30 protein-coding genes are annotated in these 25,496 nt (G+C 33.6%); all 30 read left to right on the top strand.

The features are described 5' to 3' along the window. Positions 1-813: 813 nt before the first annotated feature. Positions 814-1,800, top strand: a complete 987-nt coding sequence (locus CLO1100_RS20010) for a hypothetical protein (protein ID WP_014313724.1) — start codon at positions 814-816, stop codon at positions 1,798-1,800. A 20-nt stretch (positions 1,801-1,820) separates the two neighbouring features. Further along, positions 1,821-2,573, top strand: coding sequence for a hypothetical protein (locus CLO1100_RS10455; RefSeq protein ID WP_014313723.1), 753 nt, complete (start codon positions 1,821-1,823; stop codon positions 2,571-2,573). 155 nt (positions 2,574-2,728) lie between these two features. Next, positions 2,729-2,920, top strand: a complete 192-nt coding sequence (locus CLO1100_RS10450; protein ID WP_014313722.1) for a hypothetical protein — start codon at positions 2,729-2,731, stop codon at positions 2,918-2,920. Between the two features lie 22 nt (positions 2,921-2,942). After that, on the top strand, positions 2,943-3,098 hold the full coding sequence (locus CLO1100_RS20805; RefSeq protein ID WP_187288889.1) for a hypothetical protein: 156 nt from the start codon (positions 2,943-2,945) through the stop codon (positions 3,096-3,098). 881 nt (positions 3,099-3,979) lie between these two features. Next, positions 3,980-4,894 (top strand): BRCT domain-containing protein, encoded by a 915-nt coding sequence (locus CLO1100_RS10445; RefSeq protein WP_014313721.1) that lies wholly within the window; start codon positions 3,980-3,982, stop codon positions 4,892-4,894. A gap of 77 nt (positions 4,895-4,971) precedes the next feature. Further along, on the top strand, positions 4,972-5,733 hold the full coding sequence (locus CLO1100_RS10440) for a helix-turn-helix domain-containing protein (protein ID WP_014313720.1): 762 nt from the start codon (positions 4,972-4,974) through the stop codon (positions 5,731-5,733). Positions 5,734-5,811: 78 nt separating this feature from the next. Continuing rightward, positions 5,812-6,156 carry a hypothetical protein gene (locus CLO1100_RS10435; RefSeq protein WP_014313719.1) on the top strand — a complete coding sequence of 115 codons (345 nt, stop codon included), beginning with the start codon at positions 5,812-5,814 and terminating at the stop codon, positions 6,154-6,156. A 36-nt stretch (positions 6,157-6,192) separates the two neighbouring features. Beyond that, entirely contained in the window at positions 6,193-6,597 is a 405-nt protein-coding gene (locus tag CLO1100_RS10430) for a hypothetical protein (protein WP_014313718.1), read from the top strand. A gap of 575 nt (positions 6,598-7,172) precedes the next feature. Beyond that, entirely contained in the window at positions 7,173-7,310 is a 138-nt protein-coding gene (locus CLO1100_RS20800; RefSeq protein WP_014313717.1) for a CopG family transcriptional regulator, read from the top strand. Between the two features lie 299 nt (positions 7,311-7,609). After that, positions 7,610-7,888: a hypothetical protein gene (locus CLO1100_RS10425; RefSeq protein WP_014313716.1), complete on the top strand. Its 279-nt coding sequence runs from the start codon at positions 7,610-7,612 to the stop codon at positions 7,886-7,888. Next, the gene (locus tag CLO1100_RS10420; RefSeq protein ID WP_014313715.1) at positions 7,885-8,175 is read left to right on the top strand and encodes a hypothetical protein; all 291 of its coding nucleotides are present in this window, start codon (positions 7,885-7,887) and stop codon (positions 8,173-8,175) included. The genes CLO1100_RS10425 and CLO1100_RS10420 overlap by 4 nt, the downstream gene beginning before the upstream one ends. Before the next feature lie 55 nt (positions 8,176-8,230). Further along, entirely contained in the window at positions 8,231-8,677 is a 447-nt protein-coding gene (locus tag CLO1100_RS10415; RefSeq protein ID WP_041700213.1) for a hypothetical protein, read from the top strand. 29 nt (positions 8,678-8,706) lie between these two features. Further along, complete coding sequence (locus CLO1100_RS10410; RefSeq protein ID WP_014313714.1) at positions 8,707-8,901, top strand: hypothetical protein; 195 nt, start codon at positions 8,707-8,709, stop codon at positions 8,899-8,901. Positions 8,902-8,956: 55 nt separating this feature from the next. Then, the gene (locus CLO1100_RS10405; RefSeq protein WP_014313713.1) at positions 8,957-9,139 is read left to right on the top strand and encodes a hypothetical protein; all 183 of its coding nucleotides are present in this window, start codon (positions 8,957-8,959) and stop codon (positions 9,137-9,139) included. 613 nt (positions 9,140-9,752) lie between these two features. Then, positions 9,753-9,890: a hypothetical protein gene (locus tag CLO1100_RS20795; protein ID WP_187288888.1), complete on the top strand. Its 138-nt coding sequence runs from the start codon at positions 9,753-9,755 to the stop codon at positions 9,888-9,890. Further along, complete coding sequence (locus CLO1100_RS20490; protein WP_148265069.1) at positions 9,874-10,113, top strand: hypothetical protein; 240 nt, start codon at positions 9,874-9,876, stop codon at positions 10,111-10,113. The genes CLO1100_RS20795 and CLO1100_RS20490 overlap by 17 nt, the downstream gene beginning before the upstream one ends. Positions 10,114-10,710: 597 nt before the next feature. Beyond that, positions 10,711-10,950: a hypothetical protein gene (locus CLO1100_RS10395; protein WP_014313711.1), complete on the top strand. Its 240-nt coding sequence runs from the start codon at positions 10,711-10,713 to the stop codon at positions 10,948-10,950. Next, positions 10,908-11,507 (top strand): LuxR C-terminal-related transcriptional regulator, encoded by a 600-nt coding sequence (locus CLO1100_RS10390; RefSeq protein ID WP_014313710.1) that lies wholly within the window; start codon positions 10,908-10,910, stop codon positions 11,505-11,507. The genes CLO1100_RS10395 and CLO1100_RS10390 overlap by 43 nt, the downstream gene beginning before the upstream one ends. A gap of 147 nt (positions 11,508-11,654) precedes the next feature. Further along, complete coding sequence (locus tag CLO1100_RS10385; protein ID WP_014313709.1) at positions 11,655-12,578, top strand: decaprenyl-phosphate phosphoribosyltransferase; 924 nt, start codon at positions 11,655-11,657, stop codon at positions 12,576-12,578. 34 nt (positions 12,579-12,612) lie between these two features. Next, entirely contained in the window at positions 12,613-13,923 is a 1,311-nt protein-coding gene (locus tag CLO1100_RS10380; protein WP_014313708.1) for an oligosaccharide flippase family protein, read from the top strand. A gap of 24 nt (positions 13,924-13,947) precedes the next feature. Then, positions 13,948-14,949, top strand: coding sequence for a glycosyltransferase family 2 protein (locus CLO1100_RS10375; RefSeq protein ID WP_014313707.1), 1,002 nt, complete (start codon positions 13,948-13,950; stop codon positions 14,947-14,949). A 4-nt stretch (positions 14,950-14,953) separates the two neighbouring features. Then, the gene (locus CLO1100_RS10370) at positions 14,954-16,003 is read left to right on the top strand and encodes an NAD-dependent epimerase/dehydratase family protein (RefSeq protein ID WP_014313706.1); all 1,050 of its coding nucleotides are present in this window, start codon (positions 14,954-14,956) and stop codon (positions 16,001-16,003) included. Positions 16,004-16,051: 48 nt separating this feature from the next. Next, the gene (locus tag CLO1100_RS10365; RefSeq protein ID WP_014313705.1) at positions 16,052-17,458 is read left to right on the top strand and encodes an aspartate aminotransferase family protein; all 1,407 of its coding nucleotides are present in this window, start codon (positions 16,052-16,054) and stop codon (positions 17,456-17,458) included. Between the two features lie 33 nt (positions 17,459-17,491). Beyond that, the gene (locus CLO1100_RS10360; protein WP_014313704.1) at positions 17,492-18,301 is read left to right on the top strand and encodes a glycosyltransferase; all 810 of its coding nucleotides are present in this window, start codon (positions 17,492-17,494) and stop codon (positions 18,299-18,301) included. A 48-nt stretch (positions 18,302-18,349) separates the two neighbouring features. Beyond that, positions 18,350-19,414, top strand: coding sequence for an endonuclease/exonuclease/phosphatase family protein (locus CLO1100_RS10355; protein ID WP_242836730.1), 1,065 nt, complete (start codon positions 18,350-18,352; stop codon positions 19,412-19,414). Between the two features lie 6 nt (positions 19,415-19,420). Then, positions 19,421-20,263: a glycosyltransferase family 2 protein gene (locus CLO1100_RS10350; protein WP_014313702.1), complete on the top strand. Its 843-nt coding sequence runs from the start codon at positions 19,421-19,423 to the stop codon at positions 20,261-20,263. Positions 20,264-20,422: 159 nt separating this feature from the next. Further along, positions 20,423-21,373 (top strand): protease inhibitor I42 family protein, encoded by a 951-nt coding sequence (locus CLO1100_RS10345; RefSeq protein WP_014313701.1) that lies wholly within the window; start codon positions 20,423-20,425, stop codon positions 21,371-21,373. 72 nt (positions 21,374-21,445) lie between these two features. Continuing rightward, positions 21,446-22,387 (top strand): protease inhibitor I42 family protein, encoded by a 942-nt coding sequence (locus CLO1100_RS10340; RefSeq protein WP_014313700.1) that lies wholly within the window; start codon positions 21,446-21,448, stop codon positions 22,385-22,387. Between the two features lie 173 nt (positions 22,388-22,560). Next, positions 22,561-23,142: an HD domain-containing protein gene (locus CLO1100_RS10335; protein WP_014313699.1), complete on the top strand. Its 582-nt coding sequence runs from the start codon at positions 22,561-22,563 to the stop codon at positions 23,140-23,142. Between the two features lie 125 nt (positions 23,143-23,267). Continuing rightward, positions 23,268-25,337, top strand: coding sequence for an alkaline phosphatase family protein (locus tag CLO1100_RS10330; protein WP_242836541.1), 2,070 nt, complete (start codon positions 23,268-23,270; stop codon positions 25,335-25,337). Positions 25,338-25,496: the final 159 nt, after the last annotated feature.

Genomic DNA, 25,496 nt, shown 5'->3' with positions numbered 1-25,496 from the left:
AAGAGGGGTTAAAAATAGAAGAAAACATAACTTTATCTCGCGCGTGTGCATGTAAGTAGGAATTATGGCAAGACCAATTGGGCTTGATACGATAATAGCTGATAGGGCTGAAAAATTAAAAAGCCTTTTTTCCCCTGCCTAAATATGCCCGGCATGATTGGTTCCTTTTGTATACGCATTTCATATACTACTCGTTTAATAATTTTAGGCAGTTTTCCGAGATTTACGGCCTAAACTATAATTTAAGTCAAACCTGGATTCAGATAGGGAAGGTATTCCATGGAGATTGGCCGGTAATAAAAGATATTGGCTTATGACCGTGGTACGGTCCCGATAATAGGATAATAAAAAGCTCTCCAGGATCAGGATAAATATGTTACCGAGTATAGGTTATTTACAATGCCATATATGAAATAAAATGCAACACATCAAAGGTAGGGGCTATCGGTATCAACCTTCATAAAGTTCATTTTGAGGAATATCGTAAATATCTATGTTTAACACAAGTTTTTCTCAGTTTTGAAGAGAAAATAGCGTAACCTATTAAAAATAGGCTGCTTGAATCAGTTTGGAAAAATAGTATGTTACCCTGAATTAACTCCGACATCGAGTAAGTGGTAAAAAAGTCATAATCAAAGGTAGTTGTTTTTGTTCTGTTTTTTTAAAATGTTGGCTCAACTCATAGCGGAAAATAGTATTGTGCCACTGCAATAGGTAATGTTTAGAAACTGATAATAAAGATAACTCCAAATTTAAGGTGAAAAGTGGTAAAATAAAGGAAATTAAATATTACTTTAAATTGGAGAAAATTATATGTCCAATATAAATTGTAAATGCCCAGTTTGCAGTATGGATGCATACGAACAGCCGGTTACAAATTATTTTGCAAATTACTATCTATGTAAAAGGTGTGGCAAATTTATTATAGAAGCTGATACTCTTAACCTATTTTGCGATCCTGCATCAGGTCCTAAAGTGAGAGCATGTGTTTACTGGTATTTTAAAAAGATTAATAATAATAGCGAAAAGGGTAAACCGATTCCACATATTATATCTTCGGATTGGGATGAAGGGATTATTAATAATTATCAATTAATAAATGTCAATTCCTTATTAAAACTTTACCCTAAAAACATCAATGAACAAATAGAAATGGTTATTACCAATATATCAAATGAAATTGGTTTTATTGGCGGCGAATTTGGTGTTGAAGAGGCTCAATATAGTAAGGTGTATCCTCTGTTCTTTATTGATCAAGGATATGACACGACGTATGCCGTTTCACAATTGGATGAAATCCTTAATATTCTCATAGAAAATGGTTATATCAAAAGGATAGTATCGTATGACAATAACCGGTACTATACTTTAACAGCGCTAGCATGGAGCATGGTTCAGGAGGTTAAAAGCAAGTCATTACCTCAAGCATTCATTGCAATGTGGTTTGATCAGAGCATGGCAGCAGCAAGGGGTAAAATAATACAAGCCATAAAATACTGTGGATACATCCCTGTAATTATTGATGAAAAGGAGTACAACAGCTTTATTGTTCCGGAAATTCTCTATGAAATAGAAAACTGTAGATTTGTTGTTGCTGATTTTACAGGGGGAAGAGGAGGGGTATATTATGAAGCTGGATATGCTCGAGGACTGAAAAAAGATGTAATTATGACATGCAAAGCAGACATGTTTAATCCTCATTTTGATACTCAACAGATAAACCACATTATTTGGAAAGATGAAGAGGATTTGTATGAGAGGCTTGTAAAAAGGATCAGAGCAACTGTTGGTATAATCTGAAATAACTTTAGGAGCGTAATATGGCAAAGGTGATAGATTTAGAAGGTCAAAAGTATGGCATTCTTACTGTCGTTAAAGGGCTTGGAAGAGGTAAGAAAGAATACGAATGGCTATGTAAATGCGAATGCGGGAACGAAACTATATCAAAAACATCATATTTACGAAGCGGGCACAAAACAAGCTGTGGCTGTTTACGCGGGCGTTCAAATTATAAGCATGGACTTTCACAGTCTCCTTTAAGGAATGTTCATGCTAACATGAAGAAAAGATGTAATAATCCTAAAAATAAGTCTTTTAAAAATTACGGAGGACGAGGAATAACTTATTGTGAGAAATGGGAAACCTTTGAGGGATTCCTGGATGATATGCTGGATGATTATAAAAAAGGTTTGACACTTGATAGAATAGATGTTAATGGTAACTATAATAAAGAAAATTGTAGATGGGTAGATAAAAAAACTCAGGCCAATAACACGACAGCAAACCGTCATATTACCTATAAAGGGGAAACACTAACTGTTTCTCAAACGGCAGATAAATATGGTATTGATTACGAGCTCTTTCGCCACAGGCTTAAGAAAGGATTGGCCATTGATGAAGCATTAAAACCTATATCTGCAGTTGAATCTGTTACATATAATGGAGAGACAAAAACAGTAGCTGAATGGGCAAGATTAAGGGGTATGACATACTATCAACTGAAGAAACGGCTCATGAGAGGGTGGGATATTGATAGAGCTTTAACCCAACCCTTGAGAAAAAGAGATAAATGAATTCTAAATTATAGCGATTAGCCCGAATGAAAACTGTCACACTATAGCACATATTAAAGCTCTGGCATCATTGTGAGGAGCTTGGAACGATTAATGATAATAGAAGGATATTTCTCTTTTATGTAGAATTATGTAATAGAAGGGAGTGTGATACTATGTCTAATAACGAGACGGTTATTAATTTATTGGAAAGCATCTTTGAAAAACTCGAAAGCATAGATGATAAATTAGATTGTATAAATAATAGAGTAAGCTATACAGAGGGAAACACAAGTAGTATAGACTCAAATACCGGTAATCTAGATAGAAAACTTGATGATATAATTAGAGCATTGAAGAATTTATAATGGTTATGATGGTACGCAAATTGTGGGAGCTGTTGGTTTTTTTGATAAAGAGCCTATTCCAAAGCAAACTGCATCTAAATTACCAAACACAGCAACTTTGGATGATGTTATAACAAAAGTTAATGGTATTTTAGGTAAGCTAGAGAATTACGGTTTGCTAGATATAATATTAGACTAAAAATAGAAAGAGCCCTCAGGGAGAAACAATCTGCTCCCTTAAGTAGACAGTGGAAAAATATAAAATTCTTTATGACGTCAATCATTTAATGATGGTTGGAGTCGTTTTTATACCATCTAGCTAGCTAGATGCTGTCTGTATTCCAATGGGGTCATACATTCAAGCTTTTTCTTTGCGGTTAAACTTAACAAACAGTAATAAATAAGGGTTATATTAGAGGTTTTGAAGAACTCTGAAAGGTTGGATACCAGAACTAACCTTTAAAAAGCGGTCAACACACAAAAGTTATATCTTTTAAAGGTCAGACTGCCAGTCCATCCTTTCCGAAGTGGGGAAATGCTAACGACTATTTTATCGTCAGTGAGTATAAAGATAATAGCGGGCAAAAGCAAAATGTGTATATATTAACTGATATATCAAAGAACAAATCCGTAAATATTCACGTTTTGGACTTTTGGTGGCATATACAACAGAAAGTACAGAGGGTTGTATTTAAAAAAGAATCCTTAAAAACAAACAGTGAAGAGCTACATAAGGATACGTACAAAGTTCGTACCCTTGGAGCATAACATAAAGCCCTCATTCCGGTGGGGGCTTATTTTTCTGTAAAACAAAAAACGGGCTTTCGCCCGTTTTTTGCGTGGTATTACAATACACATTTTTTTGATTTGAATCAAGATGTGTTATATACAGGATACATTGTTTTAATCTAAACGTAAATGTTGATTTTTTGTTATTTCTATTACTCCTTATATTTATTTACTCTCCCAAAAAGTGACAGCAGTAAACTCAAGCTATTCTAACATTGTTATATCAAGACTTGTATAATATGGGAATATATAGTAGATTAATAATATGTACACGTATAAGGAGGGGTTTATATGTCTATTGCAAATTATGAAGATATGGAATATGCGAAATATACATTTAAAAGTGAACTTGATAAAGCAATAAACATGTTGGAAGGAATAATTAATGGCATTAAAATTGATGGAGAGATAAATACAGCTGAAGTAGTTGAACTTATGAATTGGTGCGATCAATATAAAGAAATGATTTATAAAAAGCCTTTTGATGAACTTATCCCACTGATCCAAACATCTCTTGAAGATAACGTTCTTACTGAAGATGAAATTCAGGATATATTATGGGCCTGTAACAATTTTAAGGGTTCAAGCAAATATTACAATGTAATTACAGCTGATATTCAGAAGCTGCATGGAATTATGCATGGAATATTGGCTGACAATCAGATATCTTTAGAGGAAGTTGAGGGTCTGCAGAACTGGATTTTTGAGAATCACCACTTAAAAGGACTTTATCCTTATGATGAACTGCTTTCAATTGTTTCTTCAGTGTTATCAGATGGTAAATTGGATTATAATGAAAAGTTGATGCTTAAGGTATTCTTTAGTGATTTCATTGATTTTGATAGTTCTGTAAATATTGATATTGATGAAATAAATAAACTGAAAGATATTATAAAAATTGAAGGATTGTGTAGCGTAGATCCAAATATTAATTTTTGCAATGAATTGTTTTGTTTTACCGGAGTTTCCTCAAGGCTTAGAAGGGCTGATATTCAGAATATTGTGGAATCTTTAGGAGGTAAATTTAAGAACACTGTAACAAAAGACACAAAATATTTAATTATAGGCGATAACGGTAATCCATGTTGGGCTTTCTCATGTTACGGTAGAAAAGTTGAACAGGCCGTTACATTAAGGAAATCAGGTAAGGGCATTCTAATTGTACACGAAAATGATTTTTGGAATGCTGTTGAAAGTGTCAAGTAGTTGGACATTTCTTCTCAAATATATTTTTGTTCAAATAATAGTAAGACCTTAAAGTGCTGAAAGGATGGGAGCATTAAATGAATGAAGAACAGGTTAATGAAATTATAAATGGTCAGATAGCAATTTTAGAAGGCATTAATAAGCTATTGGCATTGTTTACACTTGAGCCACTTAATGATGTCACAAACCCAATTCTCGACTCTACAGAGGCAGCTAAATTGTTAGGAATATCAAAATCAACTCTTATTGAAGGCTGTAATAATAAAGAAATTCCATTTCGCAAAATAGGTTCGAAATATATATTTTCAAGAGTAGCTTTAATGGCATGGCTCCACAATGTAAATATGTCATACCTATTCGAGAAAATTGAGGCAATAAAAAAACGTAATAGAGAGAGGCTGTTTAGTAATGACGATGATCCTGTGGCTATATTGAACAATTATTTGAGATTTACAATTAATCCTGTCGGGGCAAATGAGAAATTTCGACTGGAATTTAGAGAGGAAAAAGAAGAGAAGGAAAAAGTGGATACGGAGATAGCTTCAAATCTACTGGGGATTTCTCTTGGGAAAATGCGTGAAATAGCTCATGCATTTTTATACTATAAGATACCGATTATTAAAGAGGGTGGCAAATATATGTTCCCAAAGGATGAACTTCTTGAATGGGCCGAAACACCTTTTGGTAAAAAAGTAATTGATGACTATACAAGAAATAAGGAAATAAATCAGCAAAGACGTGATGCTGCAGAAGCACGAAGGGAAGTAGAGAGGCTTGAAAAAGAAGCGAAAAAGAGGGCTCGATTGGAAAAAAAGTTAAATAAAAGTGGAATCAGTTAATAGAAACTTATTTCAAATAAACTAATTTATATTTGTATATTTTTCTATTGCAGTAGATATTAAAGGGGGATAAAGCGATTGATTAGTAGAGAGATTATAAATATTTTATCTGAGGCGATAAAGTTAAGAAAGTCAGTAGTTTTAAAATATGATACACCTGGAGACAATGCAAAAGGTGAAAGAATTGGTTATCCTCACGCACTGTATGTACATACTTCTACAAACAATATTTTATTTGATTTATTCCAGATTCAGGGCGATTCCTCGAACCCCTTAGTCGCCGGTGGCAATTGGCGAGAATTTGATGTTAAATATGTAACAAGTATAAGGATTAAGGGTGATATTTTTAATGTGCAAAATGGATATAAATCAAATTCACCCCGATATCGTAGAGCAATAATAAAAATTGAAGATGTAGTATAAACACTGGTAAACAGATAAAGAAAAAGGAGACGTATTATGCTAATTGATATTAACTGGGAGGAATTTTTTTCTGGAGGCTCATTTGAGGATATATCTAATGGAGAAAATAGAGTATGGATTGTTGTAATTGATCAAGATCCATTTAGTAGTTCAATTTTATCTGAAACTGTATTTGAAATAAACAACGCAAAAAGAAATGAATTATTGGCATCAGATAGGTATTTAAGATATAAATATAATAGAACCGACAGTGAGAATGGAGATCGTAATTCTGAAGGAGTTGTTACATTATATATATTTAAAAGTAAAATTATTGATTCAAAAGGTAATTTGATATTAATTTGTGATATTGAACAATATGAATTTGGGGGAAGCGAATTAATTGAGGCCGTTGATATTGATCTCAGTGGCTCTGATGGTATTAATGCAAATAGTAGGTAAACTTGTCTCTTTGTCCTGCTTCAATGCCTAGCGTGGCGTTTACGAGCTTAGAATAGGTTACTATACTTTGTACATGCTCTGATTTTAAATCGGAGGTTTAAGGTTTCCTAAAGTATTCTATATTATTTGAATTTACTAAGTATACCTATAACTGATTTCTGCGCTTTCTCCGTTTAAAACCGAGAAAGTCCTAAGTGATTTAACCTTGCCTTAAGTTGAAAGTTTTTACCCTTTTTACAATTAGAAATACCAATTTCATTAATACTGATAGCCTTTCCCTGACGACCTAAGTTGAACTTAGACCGTTCTTCATCATCAATCCTATTTGCTACAACTGTGGGGTTACTTAATAAGGTTGGTTGTGATACCCAGCCTTTGTTTAGGTCGGACTGTCAGTCAGGCCTTATCAATTTTATAAAAACTCTCCATCTTGCTTTTTGTAATAAATTTCTCATTCTTTTTTTAGTCGTTTGAGAGTATTAAATTTCCCATATTTTTTTATAATTAATTAGGAATATTTATTGACTTACTACAAGTATTGTAGTAATATTGTAGTTGAAAGGAGGGTGACTTTTTTGAATGATAAAGCATTAAATATCAAAATACCTTCTGAATTATACGAAAAATTGAAAAAAGAAGCTGAAAGTAAAAATATTTCATTAGCATCTATTGTAAGGCTTATATGTTCAGAATATTTTGACAAAAAAAAATAGAGATTGCTCCCCGACCAAAGCGAACAATCCCTATTTCCAATTAGAAGTTACCTTCTTTTGAAATCTATTATATCATTTTAGGTGACTTCGTTCAATAAAAACGAAGGAGGACTATCGATTTAGAAGAAATCTTTTTTAATCATGAACTTCTGAATTATTAAATTCCATAAATTTGTTTAGTACTTAAGAAATGACTTATACTACAAATGAGAAACCCGTTAAATCCACAAAAGCATAAGCAGGGATAACCTTGACTACTTGATTATTTAAATAAAAATATGAAAGGGGCTTATGTATATATGAATATATGTAAATTTGTTAGGAACATAGCTTTTGACATTTCTGAAGAGGTTGGAAAAACCGATGAATACAAAACTTTAAATAAAGAAATAATCACACTTCAAGAAGAACTAAGAAAGGAATTGTCTGAATCAGAACTTCAAATACTTATGAAAATAGACGAACTTGAATCTAAATCAGATGCATTTATAATTGATTTTGCATGTAAACAGGCATTTTTACACGGCATAACTATAGGACAAGCTATGGAAGCAAATAAGGGAGGGACTGAAATATGATAACTTCTATAACAAAAGAAGGTCTTAAAAAAATGAATTTCTTATTTGGGAAATCTAAATCTTTTGGAAATATTGACTTGAATTCATTAAAAAGATTGTATTTTGAAAGTATAACAAGATATAAAGGGTTTTATTGGGGCCTTGCTGCAGTTTATGAAATGGGCCGGATAGATGGAATAAGGCAGGAAAGGGAAAGAAGAAAAACAGTTCAAGATGAATATAAAATTGCAGATAATACAAGGGCAGAACACAAAACCCTACATAAAAAATTAATTGTAAAAACATAATTAAGAAACATATGGAAATACTAATTTGAGTTAATATATAAGGGGGCTTATGCGTATGCAAAAAGAGATTTCTACTCAAGAAGTGGTAAAGGAAATAACAACTTTAAATAATCAATTCATTCTCCAAAGTATCAAGAACTACTATTCAGGAAAAGTACATTGCGGTTTAACATTAATGGAGATAGCGAGTCTAGCAACGAAAAAAGGGGAAAGGATATTTATTGAATTTATGCTTAATAACCTCCAAGAAATAAGAAATCATCAATTTGAGAATACACTTAACACAATAAATCAAAAATTAATTGAAGCAAGAGAATACTTTATAAAGGAAAATGCGAGTTTAATAAATTCTTTACCTAAGGTTCATCTTAGAAACAAAAAAAACATAAATAACTTTATACTAGAAGCCATTAAAAATGGATATTTAATCGGTTGTAAAATAGTGTACAAAATCATGATAGCGGATAATAGAAAGCCGGTTGATAAAAAACAATGTAGTTAATTAAACTATTAAAGGAGAGTTTTGTTATCTTGAAAAATATAACAGTTCGTGATACTGCTTTTAGAATGGGTAAAACACCATCCTTTGTAAGAGTTGGATTGCAGTTAGGTAGACTACCTTTCGGAACTGCTATAAAACTTTCTTCAAAATGGACTTATTATATTAATCCATATCAGTTTGAACAATATATTGGCAATATTGAAGAAAGCCAAAAAAAGTTATAATAGTTCCCGAAAGCTAAAGAAAATCCTGTAAAAGTATAAAAAAGAGAGTGATTGTATGAAAAAGAATACGAAAATAAATGTTGTCCATATACTTGCTGACGGGACAGTAATAGAAGATATAAGTAAAGCTGTAATACCAGAAGACCACCCTATATATGATTTCCTAGCTAATGTTATTATGGAGAATTTAAAGTCACAAGAGATAGAGAAGAGATCGTCATATAAATTAAATAAGTAAGAAACAAGAAGGTATAATGTAAGAAATCCGAGGTGAGTTGAAAAGCTTGGTAATGGTGTAACTTTGATACTGACCCCAAATTTGGTTTGAGTGAAAGACTGGATTCGACCAGGAGGAAAATATCATACTATACACTTACCAAAGAAGGTATCCCACTCAATCCATCGTGGTTAGTCGTTTTTTAGAAATTGACTACTATTTGACTACTATTGTTATAAAAAGTAGTCAGAATTCATAAAAGGATATAATGAATAAAAACTCTGTAATAGACTTATATCAATACTTTTGAGAATTTGTACAAAGCAATAGAAAGTAAAAATTCCGATTCGTAATCAGCAGGTCAGCGGTTCGATTCCGCTTACCAGCTCCACAAAAAACCTCCTTCAACATAAGTGTTGAAGGGGGTTTTTTGTGTGGGTGGAGAGTATGGCATACAAGATAGGATAAAAAATGAAACAATAATACACTCACCCATAAAAGCCATCCTATTACTAAATAAGCCTATAAAAACAAATATATAAAAAGTTACTCAATAAACCTAAAAAAATATATTTTTAAAAGTAAAAAAACTAAATAAAATAAGATTGGAAATCATTCATGGGGATATTCAAGCATGAATATAATGTTATTTGCAGATATACAAAAGTCAATAAATGACACAAATGCAGCTAATAAAAAGTATTCAGGTACAACTCCTAAATTTTTCCGTGCACCAAACCGCAACAAGCAGTACAATGTCAAGTGCCATTGATTTAACATTCATTCAGGGTGTTCTTTCTCACAACTGGGAAGCCGGAACAACTGCTCAGCAAAGAGCGGATTACGTTATCAACGGATTAAATTATGGTTCAATTGTTCTGATGCATGATGTTCAAGGCTTACCACATACTACACCTGAAGCTCTGTATATTATTATTCCTAAACTTCAAAGTCATAGTTATGAGTTTTGTAACTTGAGCAATCTGTTGCTATAACCAAAATTTGATTCTGTACCGTAACCTTAAAAGAAATTTTTAAAACAATAACAAATGAATGTACATAGCCGAATATTAATGAAAGCATTTTCTTAATATCCGGCTATTTTTATAATTTTAATAAGACAATAAAAAGGGCATAACAGCTAATTTTTAAAGTACTTCCGCTATTGTCCTTTTTTATTTTGTTTAAATGTGATGCCAAATCAATACATTGATATATTTGTAAATATTGTATAGAATTAGAATAATTAATAAAAAATAGGTAAGTTTAATTTTTGAATTGAGATTTATTGACTGGAAATATATGTACAAGTAAATTTATGTCTCATTGCAGAAGGTAGTTCAACTATTCCGAAAATTCCGATATAATCCGTATAACTCAAGCCTTAAGTCCGAAACTAGTATTTTGCAAGAAGATAATGTAATAAGCTCTTGGCAATAAGCCTCATCCTAACCGAATAAAATTCTAAAATTTCCATAAGAGAATTCACTTTAATAATTTTACATAATTTGGAAATAAGGTTACAATGTTAAACTTCTGATGTTATTTTTTAGACTTAACATAAAATTAACTTATTCTTGGGAGGCTATGTAATGGAAAACTATCAGCAAAAAGATGAAATATTACTATCATGGAGGAGGTGTATAGAAAATAATCTTTTACCACAGAAAGAAGTACCCCTAAGCTATTTTGAAGAAAAAGAAATAAAGAAGAGGTTGGATAAAAATAAAATCTTAATATCAGTTTTTGAAGAAGCATTAGATAATATAGAAAGTAAAAATATCGATAAATGTCTTTTTTTATATTATCAGATGTTAACAAAGTCGCTCTAAAACTTTTCGGAAGAAAAAAACTCCTATCCTATGCACAGGAATCACTAATACAAACAGGAACAAATTTTGATGAATTAATAAGTGGGACAAACTCTATAGATTTAGCAATGAGACTTAACAGTAGTTCTTATATGCTGCCTGAAAGCAACTACTGTGATTTTCTTAGAAATTGGTATATGTTTTCTGTTCCAATAAAAACGAAGAATGAAAATCAGGGGTGTATAAGCATACTTTCCAGAGAAAATTGCATTAGTCAAGAAATAGCTCTTATAGTCAGGCTCCTGGCTTATAAAATTTCCAATGAATACAAAAAAAGAAAAATAAATAACACTGATTTTTGTGATGTTAAGCTTACTAATAGTCAACTAAGGATTTTGAAAGTACTTGCCCGGGGTTATACGGACAAATGCGCTGCCATGGAACTGGGTATAAGTCTTGGAACTGTCAGGTATCATAAAACAAATATTTTCAGGAAGCTAAATGTTGAAAGCTGTGTACAAGCTATAATGAAGGTTCTTAAATATGGAATTATATCTTTGGATGACATGGAATTATAGATAAGATACCACTGTATTATAATCCAGTCAATAAATTAAGCTACAAATTACTGGAGTATAATACAGTGGTAGCAATTGCACATTATGATATAATCTGTAAGAAAAGTGAAAATTTACAGATATTTCATAAAGAAAGATGGAAATAACATGAAGCAAGAAAGTACTTTGAACGTAATTGAAGAAAAAACCAGTTTTACAAATACTGTTAAATGCTTTATTAAATTAATACGTGTAAGGCAATGGTCAAAAAATATTTTCGTTTTCTCAGGAGTACTGTTTCCATCAGGTTTAATTGGGTTACAGCAGGTAGTTAAAATAATTATTGCATTCCTATTATTTTGCGGGATTTCAAGTGCAGTATATATTATTAATGACGTAATTGACTTAAAAAAGGATATGCTGCATCCGGTAAAAAGACTTAGACCTCTGGCTTCAGGCAAAATAAAAGTAAAGTTTGCTCTGTCAATTTTTTATGTAATTTGTCCGGGTACAATAGTATTATCCTTTTTCCTCAACAAATACTTTGGAATAGTTATATGCGTATACTTTTTGATGAATTTATCCTATTCTCTGAAACTAAAAGATTTTGTATTTATTGATTTATTAATTATTTCTTTTGGCTTTGTTCTTAGGACACTATCGGGAATTATATTAGTTAATGGAAAAGACTCATTCTGGTTTTTATTAAGTATAGCATTTCTTTCATTATATCTTGGAATGAATAAACGTAAAAAAGAGCTGCTTACACTGGAAGAGGATTCTCAAAAACACCGCAAAAATCTTGGTGAATATTCCATTGGATTAATTAACGAAATAATTCCGATGCTGACAGCCTGTGCGGTAATATCTTATTCTTTCCATACCCTGTATGAAGTAAAGGTGAAATATACAATTCTTACAATCCCCATAGTAGTATATGGAATTTTCAGGTATCAATATCTTACTGATAAAGCTGGCTTCGGTGAAAGTCCCGAAATGGTATTGCTAAAGGACAGGCCTATAGTTTTGGCTATACTGGTGTGGGGAGCTATATATATTTCTGCAAAACTACTGACAAACAGTTTATTCTAATACAATAGCATAATTCAAGGAAAAGGACGAAACAATGACATCTACACAAGGGTTAATAGAAAACTTAAAGCAAAAATCCAGCAAATTAATTCGCAATGGAGAAATACGTGCATTTATTGAGAATTTAGGTATTGTCTTTATTTTCAGATTTACATCTGCCATTTTAAGTGTTATTGGGTTAGTTTTGGCAGCAAGGTATCTTGGAGCAGTTTCGGTAGGAAATATTACACTGATTCAAAATACTGCTTATCTTCTTTATATTCCAATGTGTTTTGGCATAAACCTTTCAATAATAAAATTTTTACCTGACTGCAAAAATGAAGAAGAAAGCGAGAGGCTTCTGGGCTCAATCGGTATTTGGAGTTTAGCTTTAACAGTGATATCAATAATCCTATACTGGCTGTTTCACTCATTAATAAACAAAGCATTGGACTTTTCCGCAATACAATTATTATTGACTGTGATTATGGCGGTTACTATAAACTATTCAATGATTACCGAGGCAATATTACGGTCAAGAAAACGGTTTTTAGCCTTAGGCATTATTAAGATGGTAAGTTCTTTGATATTTTTTACATTTACATTGATTTCAAGTCTTGTTTTTAAAAATTACTATTACTTTGTGTATGGTATGATCATAAATCAGGTTGTTGTAATAATATGGTCATTAAAAACCATAAAAATCAAGAAGTTCAGATTTTCCATGGAAACCTCAAAACTGGCGTATAAATATGGAGCAATCAATATGGTCAGTGGTGTTTTATCCTATATCATGTTTAACAGCGACCTTTATATCGTTAATCATTTCTGTTCAGCTTATGATGTAGGTATATATTCACTTTATCAGGTTAATGTAAAAAACTTTTTTAACCTGATGTTTCATGAGATATTTGCAGTAGTATTTCTTCCGACTATTGTTCAGATGGATACCATGAAAATATATAAAAGGATTAAGTCTCTTATACCTCTTATGCTTCCAATTGCAATAATTGCCAACATGGCTCTTAGTATCTGTATGATATTACTTTACGGAAAAAATTACACCATTAATTGGATATATGTTTTGCTTATTTCGGTAAGTCTGGGTTTTCATTTTTTGTATTACGTATTTAATTCCGTTTTTACTGTAGAGGGTAAAAATGGTGCTTTAATTTGTATGAGTGTATTAGGTCTACCTATGCCGGTATTGATATTTGCAAGTATTATGTTGACAAGGTCATGGGGAATAACGGGTCAGTTGATTTCATTACTTGTAACTCAGCTGACATTGGTGGGAGTGTTTTTAATTATAATAAAATTCAAATATCTAAAAAATAAACAAAGTCAAATTAAAATACTGAAATGATTTTCAGAAGTGAAAGGAGAAAAGATGAATAGTAAACCTTTAGTTTCAGTCATTATTCCTAACTATAATTATGAGAAAACCCTGCCAAAATGTTTTGAAGCACTGATGAATCAGACATATAAGAATTTTGAAATTATATTTGTAGATGACGGCAGTACTGATAATTCCATAGAAGTAGCTAAAAAGTATCCATGCAAAATATTTAAAACACCTAAAAACGGAGGCGTGGCAGCGGCACGAAACCTTGGGGTTGAATATGCCTCCGGAGATATTTTGTTTTTTCTTGATAGTGACGTTGCTTTGTATAAGGATGCAATTGAAAACACCTTAAAAGAATTTGAGAAGGATCCTTCACTTGGTTCAGTGTGCGGAATTTATTCAAAAGATCCACTGTTTAAGGGAGGTTTGGCGAAAGACTATCGGACCCTTCAGGGCCACTATTGGAGAATAACTTCTGTAGGTTATGTAACGGCAGGCTTTTTCTCATTAGGAGCTGTAAAAAAATCAGTATTCCAAGAACTAAAAGGATTTAATGTTAATCTCAGTAATACGGAAGAGATTGAATTTGGTAACCGACTAAATCAGAATTACCGTCTACTACTTTCCGATAAGGTGATAGGCTGCCATGATGATGAAGAAAGCCTGAAAACTCTTGCAAGAAAGATACATATCAGAGCTGTGCAAAGAATACCGTTTTATTTACACAGGAAAAAACTTACAAAAGGTTTTGAAACTCCTTTGAGAGGGCTTGGAATGTTGGCTGTGGGTTTAAGTACGCTGGCGATTCCGGCGACAATACTCAGCCTGTATTTTGCAGCTTTATTTTTGGCTTGTGTTCTGGCTTTTGTACTCTCAGATTTTGGACAATATCTGTTTGTTTTTAAGGAAAAAGGATTCTTTTTTACTCTGGTATTTATAGCATTTCACTGGTTTATCACTGCTGTTGCCTTTTGGGGATTTGTCAGAGGTGTTTTAAGCATGATATTCAGTAGTAAATTCCGTGCTAAATATTCCTATGAGGGGTGAACAAATGAAAAAGAAAGTTCTTATAACCGGAAATAACGGAGTTTTGGGCAGAAATCTTGTTAAGTATTTACATAAAAACGAAAGTGAAAACTACGAACTTGTTCTTTTTGATATAAATCAGAATAACTCCGAATTTTCAAACTTTCTGGCATATAAGGGTGATATAAGAAAAAGAGAAGATATAGAAAAGGTTATAGGTGATATTGATATTGTAGTTCATTGTGCCGGAGCATCTCCTTCTTATGAGGAATCTCAGATATACGACATAATTATAAACGGTACAGCCAATTTATTGGAATGTGCATTTACTGTAGGAAAGGTCGAAAGGTTTGTTTACATATCATCCACCTCCGTATATGGAGTGCCTGAAAAGGCTCCAATATATGAAACAGACGAAGTTAAGCCCTATGACCCATACAACAGGAGCAAGATAGAGACAGAAAGACTTTGTGACCAGTGGAGATCTAAAGGTCACTGTGTCAGCGTACTTCGTCCGAGATCTTTTTTAGGGCCTGAAAGACTGGGAACCTTCGGGATACTTTATGAATGGGCAAGTGAAGGAAGGAACTTCCCCATGCTGGGGCCGGGTAAAAACAAGTACCAATTACTGGATGTAGAGGACTTATGTCAGGCAATTTATTTGGCCATATCGGTAAATGCTGACAATGCAAATGACCTTTTCAACATCGGAGCTAAGGAATTTTCGAGTATAAAGGACGATTACCAGGCGGTACTTGATGCGGCAGGTTTTAATAAAAAGATAATATGTTTTCCCGCAAAACCGATGTTTTTTATTCTGAATATCCTTGAGAAATTAAAGCTTTCTCCTTTTTACAAAAGGCTTTATCTCAAGCTCAACAGAAACTACTACGTTTCTATTGAAAAGGCAGAAAGGAAGCTTGGTTATAAGCCAAAGCATTCAAACAAGGATTCTTTGGTAAGAAATTACCGGTGGTATCTTGAAAACAAGAATAAGATAGGAAACAAACCGGGGGCAAGCAATAATGTTGTTTGGAACCAGGGAATTTTAAAATATGCCAAACTATTTTTTTAAGTCATAAAATATAAGATTTTAAAAATATAAACAAGGGGGAGTTAGAAAATGTACGAGGATAAGAATTTTTTAACAATTGAAGATGCACACAACATGACAGAGAAAGAAAACCTGAGATTATTTAAAAAGCACATTTCAAGCCAGCTGGGAAAAACACTTTCAATGCTCGGTTTTGCCGATTCCATACCTGTAGAAGCAAGCGGAATGTATGTTACTTTGAGAGATGGGCGTAAAGTTCTTGATATGACGGGGCATTTGGGAATGCTTGTTGCGGGACATAACCATCCGAGAATAATAGAAGTGAGAAGAAAGTGGGCGGAAGAAAAGAGATTGGAGTCATGGAAATTTTTCCCCTCACCATATCAGGGAGTACTTTGTAATAATCTTTCACTTATTTTTCCCGAAGACCTTGAAGTTATGTTCTTCTGCAATAGTGGAGCCGAGGCCAATGAGGGAGCATTGAAGCTTGCAGAAAAATATAGCGGAATGTCAAGAAAAACCGTTGTTTATACGGACATATCATTTCACGGCAAGACTCATGCAACACTTACATTATCAGGATCTGAAAAGCATCAAAATCATCATTTCAATAAAACCGAAAACTGCATAATGATAAAGTATGGGGATATCGAAGATTTCAAACGAGTTATTGAAGAAAATAAAACCGGAAAAAATTCAACTAAAATAGGTACATTTATAGTAGAAGCAATCCGCTCCGAAGGTGTTGTTATACCTGATAAAAGCTATTATCAGGAGGTTCGCAAACTTTGCGACAAGTATGACATCGTACTTATAATGGATGAGGTGTTTACCGGCTTCGGTAGAACAGGAAAAATGTTTGGCTTTGAGCATTATGGTATTTGCCCTGACATTTGTTCCTTCTCAAAGGCATTTGGTGGTGGAAAGGCCACATTTGCAGGATTTATTACAAGACCAAAGATATTTAATAAGGCATATTCAAAAATGAATGAAGCAACATTACACTCAACTACATATAACGGTTTTGGTGAAGAGGTAATTTCCGCCATTGAAGTTTTGAATATTATCAGAGATGAAAAACTGCTGGAAAATACAGAAGAAATGGGTAAATACCTGTTGTCAAGACTTCAGGAAGTCAAAAAGGAATTCCCTGATATAGTAGCCGCTGTACGTGGAGTTGGTCTGTTAGCATGTATCATCTTCCATTCAAGGGCAGAGAAGATAGTTAAATTTTTCTCAAGTACAGGTACGGATTTGGTAGAAAAGTTTGTTACAGGTTCTGTAATAACCTCAATGCTCAAGGACTACAGTATTCTGCTTAACACACCTCCTCATGATTCAAGCCAGATACTTATTACACCAAGCCTTATTATTAACAGAGAACAAATAGATTACTTTATTGAATCCCTCAAGAAAGTTTTAAGTGATAACCTATGGAAAGTAGGTTTTGATTACCTTAAAAAGCTAAAAAGCTAGTCTTAAAAAGAAAACAACAGAGGGAGTAAACGTATGAAAAAAGCTAGTATTGTAATTCCTACAATGAATAAGCTTTCAAGGCTCCGCTTGATTCTAAAGGCTCTGGAATCTCAGGTTGATGATACTGTAGAGGTTATAATAATATTTGATGGTTGCTCTGACGAAGTGCTTTGTGATTTTAAAAAGTTGAAGCTGGGTTTTGAACCGATACAAATAATTTACTCTGAAAACGTTGGAAGGTCAAAAGCACGTAACTCCGGTATTCTCAAGGCATCCGGTGAAATAGTCATTTTTCTTGATGATGACAGGATACCTTGCAGTGATTTTATATCAAAACATGTAATTAGCCATAAAAATGGGCGTTTTGCAATAGTTGGACAAAGAAACAATGTCGAATATCCGGAAGAAGTGCTTGAACAGCTTTATTTGAATGGCTTAACAGAATCAGATTACAGTAGGATTGACAGGGATTCAATACCTGAACCCTATGAACCCGCAAAAAAAATTGCGCGCCTTATATTCGGCCAGCTTATAGAACGAATAACTTTCAGTACCGGAAATTCTTCGGCACGCAGGGAAGACCTGATAGCTGTCAATATGTTTGATGAAAATTTTACCGGATGGGGTCTTGAGGATACAGATCTGGGATACAGGTTAGGCAAATCGGGAGTTAAAATCAAAAGAAATTTCTCGATAGTAAATTACCATCTTGTTCATCCTGTAAATAAATCTCAACAAAGTAGCGAAAATCAAAAGAACTTTGAGTATTTCCTCAGAAAGATTGAAGGAGATAAAGCTTCAATACGAATGGCAAAATTTCTGAACAAGCTTATATACCGTTAGCTCCTTCTGAATCCAAGTCTAAATAAATTCGGAGGTTTTATATCTGTGATGAAAAAACATGTACAAAATGCAATTAAGGTACTGGCAGTATTATGGTTTGTTTATATGATTATACATATTGCATTTGTAGGAAAATTCTTTCTTCTGAATTTCCCAGCAAGTACGCCTACATTCTTTTTCGTAATTGTTCCCGTTATACTGTTGGTATACTTTTTAGTTCAAAAAAAGAGAAGAGTCATATTCATAGGTATAATGTCAGTCTCCTTGGTAATGGGAACAACTCAGTTAGATATAAATATTGCAACAAAAAGCAATAACAATATAAATAAGGATAATTACATACCAGTGAAGGTATTTTGCTGGAATACAAACCTCTGGGATCAGCTGAAAGACGGAAATGCGTTTTATGATTATCTGAAAAATCAAAAAGCAGATGTATACCTTCTTCAGGAATACCTTCACTGTGTAACTGACAGAAATGATAAAAGTCAGACGCCATTTAAAATCTGCAATATTATTCCGGGATTTCCACCGAATTATCTTACAATAGACGAAACAGAAAGAATTAAAAAAGAATTTCCGGGATACTTTTTCTCAACAGACGGCCAGTTTGTTATTATCTCTCGATATCCTATAATTCGGTCTCATGCGGACTATTCTGAGCAGTATGCGGTTTCAGATGTAGATATAAACGGTAAAACAATGCGCTTTTTTAATGTTCATATGCTACTTCACATAGAACCCGGAAATCCTTTTGTACCGTATTTTTACAATGCAATATCTAGAAGATATAAGGCTAGGGAAATTGGGTTCAGAAACTTAAACGAAGACATCAAAAAAACGAATACAGATTACTTTATTGAAGGAGATTTCAATTCTTCAAAATCTATGGGGGTAATGAACGGACTGCTGAAAGATCATATTGATACAGTAAAATATTCAAGAGATATTTTACCACTAACGTTTGAGATGGATGGATTAAAACTATGGAGGTTTGACTACGCTCTTATCCCCGAAAATGACAATATCCTTATCAGCTCACACAAATACCTTCCCCACAAGGGTTTATCAGATCACAATCCATTATCTATAAATATGTATTTAAAAAGGTGATTTATTATGAATAAAAGCCATGATTGCCCAAAGGTTAGTATTATCATCCCTGTTTATAATACTGAAAAATATCTTGCCAAATGTCTGGAGAGTGTTGTAAACCAGACATATACAAATATAGAAATCATTGCAGTAGATGACGGTTCCGGGGATAATTCCATTGGAATACTAAATGAATACAGCAAAAAAGACAGTCGTATTAAAGTATTTCAGAATGATGTAAACAGGGGTGTTAGCCATACACTGAATCATGCACTTAAATACAGTTCAGGTCAAATAGTTGCACGCATGGATTCAGATAATATCATGGTCAAAGACAGGATTGAAAAACAGGTTGCTTATCTGATGGAAAATCCGGAGTGTATAGTTGTTGGAGGGCAGGAAACGTATATTGACGAGGATGATAAAATAATAGGCGGAACCAGATTTCCCCTTAGCGACAGAGAAATAAAAAAGAAGTTTTTCTCCTTTCAGCCTATCGCAGATCCAACCAGTATGTATAACTGCTCAAAAATCCCTCCCGAAGTTTTCTACTTTGATGAAACCCTTACAGTAGCTGAAGGTTTGGATTTGTATTTCAGGTTATTTAAATACGGAAAGTTTGCCAATATAGAAGATTCAATCATACTCTACCGTCAAAGGCAGAATTCACTTATTTCGACAGATATTAAAAGAACCTTTAAATTTATATCTATTGTGCGCAAAAGAGCAAAAAAACAATATGGAATACGACCACCTTTTATGGCTGGAATTATTAACTTTTGTCAAAAAATAATTACTTCAATACTTCCTATATGGGTAGCGGTGAAAATAAATGATATTATTAAGAAGCTTACTGTAAAGGTATAGAAGAAAATTGACTTTTTGTATCCTATTCAATATAATGTATATAGAAACCATATTTCCCAAAATAAGTAACTAATCTATATTACTTTTCTGTAAAATCTTTTGATAAATCAGATAAAACAAGAAGGTTTGAAAAATAGATTATGTAAGGAGGAAATATTAATGGAAAAGAATTACACATGGAAGTCCATGAGAGTTATGAAATGCATTTCTGTTCTTATGTCTGTATTTATCTTTTCAATACTTATTGCTCCGGTAAAAGTAAATGCAGAAGCATCAAGTACTGACGATGGAGTGGTTAGAAGTTATACGCTTTTCGGAGATCTCAATAGTGATAATAAGGTCGATTCTCTTGATTATGCAAAAATGAAAATGGTACTATTGGGAACAAATGCCTCGGATACAGTAAATATGAAAGCGGCAGATTTGAATGGAGATGAGGCCTTAAATTCATTAGATTTAGTATTATTGAAAAAATTAATCACTGGAGAGATAAGAACGTTCCCTGTTGAATCGAAATATCCAAGTACCTATGATAACAGCAGTACGTATCTATTTCTTGCTGATTCCGCTGATACATTTCAAATATCATTAAAGGAAAACGGGTCAACAGGCTATCAGTGGGATTATGTCATATCGGATGCCGATGCAGCTAATTTGATTTCAGTAGACAGCTATTGTTTTACTCCTAATCTTGTGGGTACACCTATCCAAAAGGTATGGACGTTTAAAGCAGTTAAGTCTGGAAAGCATACAATTCAGTTTACATACAGAAAGCCCTGGGAAACAGATGTGGAACCGCTGGAAACCGTTAAATACGATATATATGTAAGTAATGTTGGTGGAACAATAAATATAAAGCAAGGTGATTCCTTTAACATAGCACTTATTAGTGGAGGAATCTTCGGGGGTACTTGGAAGTATTCCAATACTGATGAAACAGCAATTTGTTTACTCAATAAAGAAATCATTGAGGAAAATCCGGGGATACCAGATGCCCTAAATTTGACACAATGGACATTCACTGCAGTGAGACCCGGAAGCTATAAGTTAATATTTGAAGGGGGCTCATTTTTTTCAAATGGTGCGAAATTCGATATAAATGTTGTTTAATGAAGCATCATGACTATTTTCACTTTCTTTGCAAAAAGAAGGTGAAAATAGCTTATATAAGGAGGAAACTTAATGAAAAAAGATTTTAGATGGATGTCCAAAAGAGTTATACGGTACACTTCTGTTTTTATGGCTGTAGTAATGTTTTTAAGCGTTATTGCTCTTGCAGAAGTACGTGCGGAAACATCTATTACGGATGACGGAGTGGCGAGAAGTTATACACTTTTCGGAGATCTCAATAGTGATAATAACGTCGATTCTCTTGATTATGCAAAAATGAAAATGATATTATTGGGAACGACTGTTCCGAGTACAGTAAATCTGAAAGCAGCAGATTTAAATGGTGATGAGGATGTTAATTCATTAGATTTAGCTATAATGGGAAAGTTCATCACCGGAGAGATTAGAACATTTCCTGTTAAAACAAAATATCCGAGTACCGGTGATAACAGCAGTATTTATCCTTTTCTTAATGATACTTTTCAAATAGCATTAGAGGAAAACGGGTCAACAGGTTATCAGTGGGATTATGTAATATCGGATGTTGCTGCAGCTACATTAATTTCAGAAGACAGCTATTGTTTCACTCCAAATCTTGATGGTACGCCTATTCAAAAGGTATGGACTTTTAAAGCATTAATGGCGGGTAGGTATACAATTCAGTTTACATACAGGAAGCCTTGGGAAACAGATGTGGAGCCATTGAAAACCGTTAAATGTGATATATATGTAAGTACTGTAAATGGTACCGTAATAAACGTAAAGCAAGGTGATACATTTAAAATAGCAATGATTGGCGGAGGAATTGCTGGTTATTCTTGGAAATACACCATTCCCGAAGAAATACCATTTACGTTACTTTCAAAAGAGATATTGGATGAGCACCCGAATTCGGCTGATTCCATGTACTTAATAGTTTGGACATTCACCGCAGTAAAACCGGGAAGTCATAAGCTTGTATTTACCGGGACACCTTTTTCTCAGAAGGTTGAATGCCAAATAAATGTAGTTTAATGAAGTATAACAATTAAAAAATCAATATTTATGGAGCTGTACAGTTTTCCTGAGGTTCAGGTACTGTACAGCTTTTTTAAAGTTACTCTTGTTTTGATTCTTATAAAAATATTATAATAAAATAGCTTGTTAACTGTGTTTAAATTAGAATTATCCAAGTGAAGGGGTTACATATGAATTTAAAAGATAGATATATTGAATTATATAATACATATATTAAACGTGACGGAGCCGACAAACTTTTGGAATACATGCTGTCCAAATCAAGTGATTTCTTTACTGCCCCGGCGAGTACAAGGTTTCACGGCTCTTACGAAGGTGGTTTAGTTGAACATAGTATAAATGTATATGAATGTTTGGTTGATTACCTTTCAAGGACAAGAGTAAAGGATATCTATGGTTTAAACTACGATTCGGAAACCATTGCAATATCTGCACTTTTACATGATTTATGTAAAATAAACTGTTACAGGCCGGGAACCCGGAATGTGAAGGATGAACGTGGCGTTTGGCAGACCGTTCCAACTTATGAGTATGATGACAGGCTGCCTTATGGACATGGTGAAAAATCAGTATACATAATAACTGGGTTTATGAAGCTGACTAGAGAGGAAGCCTTTGCTATACGTTATCACATGGGCTTTTCGGGCTGTGAAGATAAAAGATGCATAGGAGATGCATTTGAGCAATTTCCGCTGGCATTTGCACTATGTACGGCAGACATGGAAGCAACATATTTTATAGAAGGAAAATAAAGGACATTAAAAGGCATAACAACCCATAAGTACCAATAAAAAAGTATCGCTGACATATCATATTGTCAGCGGATTTACTGATAATAAATGTACAAATGTTATTACAAATTTATTAGAGAGCAGGAATGTGTGTGGATAAAAAAATAGACCGCTTACAACATTATGGCTCAATATTGTTTTTTCCTATATCTATTATTTATCTTGAGTCAGTATTTAAATTAGCTGTATTTAAAGAACTATTCAACATTGGTTTTATATATATGGTTTTATTTTCAATTCCGGCTGGGATATTGTTATATTTATTATGTAGCTTATTCAACAGCAGAGTGAACAGAATTCTGTCCATATTTCTTACTGTATTTCTAACATTCGTATATATAGTCCAGATTGTTTACTATCAAATATTCAGTACCTTTTTGGCTTTATTCTCACTAAACGGTACAAATCAGGTACTCCAATTCTGGCAGGAGGTACTCATTGCCGTAAAAAACAATGCCGGTGCTATATTTTTACTACTGGTACCAATTTTATTTCTGCTTATTTTCGGTAGGATTCTTTTTCTTGCGAAAAAGACCACGGGAAAGCGGAAAGCATTTTTGGCAGGGGGCATGATATGTTTTCAGGTGGCAGCTACAATTCTAGTTTCTATGTCAAATACCGGAGAGCTCAGTACAAGCTTTCTTTATTCAAAAGCAGTTATACCAGATTTGGCAGTAAACAGATTCGGTATGCTTACTACTTCACGCTTGGATGTAAAGCATTTGGTTTTTGGATTTACAAGCATCGATGACGGTGGAGAAGAAGAACAAATGACTGCTGTTGACGATAACAAAGGAATGGGGACTCCATATCAGTCAGCAAAGCAAAGTCAGGAAAGTACTGGAAAACCCCGGCTTGATGAAAGCAAGAATTCTTCGAATGATAAAGTCAATTCTACTCCGGAACCAAGCAAAGAGTATAATATAATGGACATTGATTTTGACAAACTTATAGCAGGAGAAAGCGACTCTACCATTGCTTCGATGCACGGATACTTTAAATCTGTCAAACCGACTAAAAAGAATAAATACACCGGAATCTTCAAGGGTAAAAACTTGATAATGATAACTGCTGAGGGATTTTCGCCATATGCGGTAAACAAGGATTTGACACCAACACTGTATAAAATGTCTGAGGAAGGTTTCAGATTTACCGAATTTTATACGCCTATATGGGGAGTAAGTACATCTGACGGAGAATATGTAGCTTGCAATTCACTGATACCAAAGCCCGGAATATGGAGCTTCTATGTTTCGGGAAGAAACTATATGCCATTTTGTATGGGAAACCAGTTAAAAAAGCTTGGATATGGTACACGTGCATACCACGACCACTCTTATACCTATTATCACAGGGATGTATCCCACCCAAATATGGGATATGCTTTTAAAGCTGTTGGTAATGGACTTGAAATGACAAAATCTTGGCCGGAATCAGACCTTGAAATGATTCAGAAGACCACAGATGACTATATAGGGAAAACACCTTTTCACACATATTATATGACTGTCAGCGGACACTTGATGTATACATTTAACGGAAATGCCATGGCAGAAAAAAATAGAGAGCTTGTCAAAAACTTGCCATATTCACGTGCAGTTAAAGCTTATCTTGCTTGCAATATAGAATTCGACAGGGCTATGGGAGAGTTAATTGCCAGACTTGAAAAATCCGGGCTTGCTGAAGATACACTTATTGCTATAAGCCCCGATCACTATCCCTACGGACTTACAAACAGCGAAATAAGTGAACTTGCAGGGCACCCTGTGGAGACAAATTTCGAACTTTACAAGGGAATATTTATTTTATGGTCAAAGGGAATAAAATCTGAAGAAATAAACAAGCCCTGTGCCAGTCTGGACATATTGCCTACAATTTCTAACCTGATGGGTGTGGAATATGATTCCAGATTACTAATGGGAAGAGATATACTTTCAGATGAACCACCACTTGTTGTGTTCTCAAACTGGAGCTGGCTTACAGATAAAGCCCGCTACAATTCAAAAAATGGTAAATTTATTTTGGCAGAAGGAGAAACAAAAGAAACTGCAAACAAACAATACAGGGCAGATATTTCACAACGTGTAAACAATATGTTTACGTACTCTGCAAAAATATTGGATACAAATTATTACAATAAAGTATTTAATAAATAAATTTGTAAATGGTTGTAAATTATTTACAAATTATAATATTTATTGTCTTATATTGACAAGCCTTGCCGATGAATGTTATATTCTTTACAAGTAGAGACGAGAAGAGACGAGTTTAGATTAGATGAGATCAGAAACAGAAAAGGATGAGTACGCCTATTG

Origin of the sequence: Clostridium sp. BNL1100, assembly GCF_000244875.1 — a bacterium.
GTDB lineage: Bacteria > Bacillota > Clostridia > Acetivibrionales > DSM-1351 > Ruminiclostridium.
The sequence above is the reverse complement of the archived record's forward strand: the minus strand, read 5'-3'. Positions and strand labels throughout refer to the sequence as shown.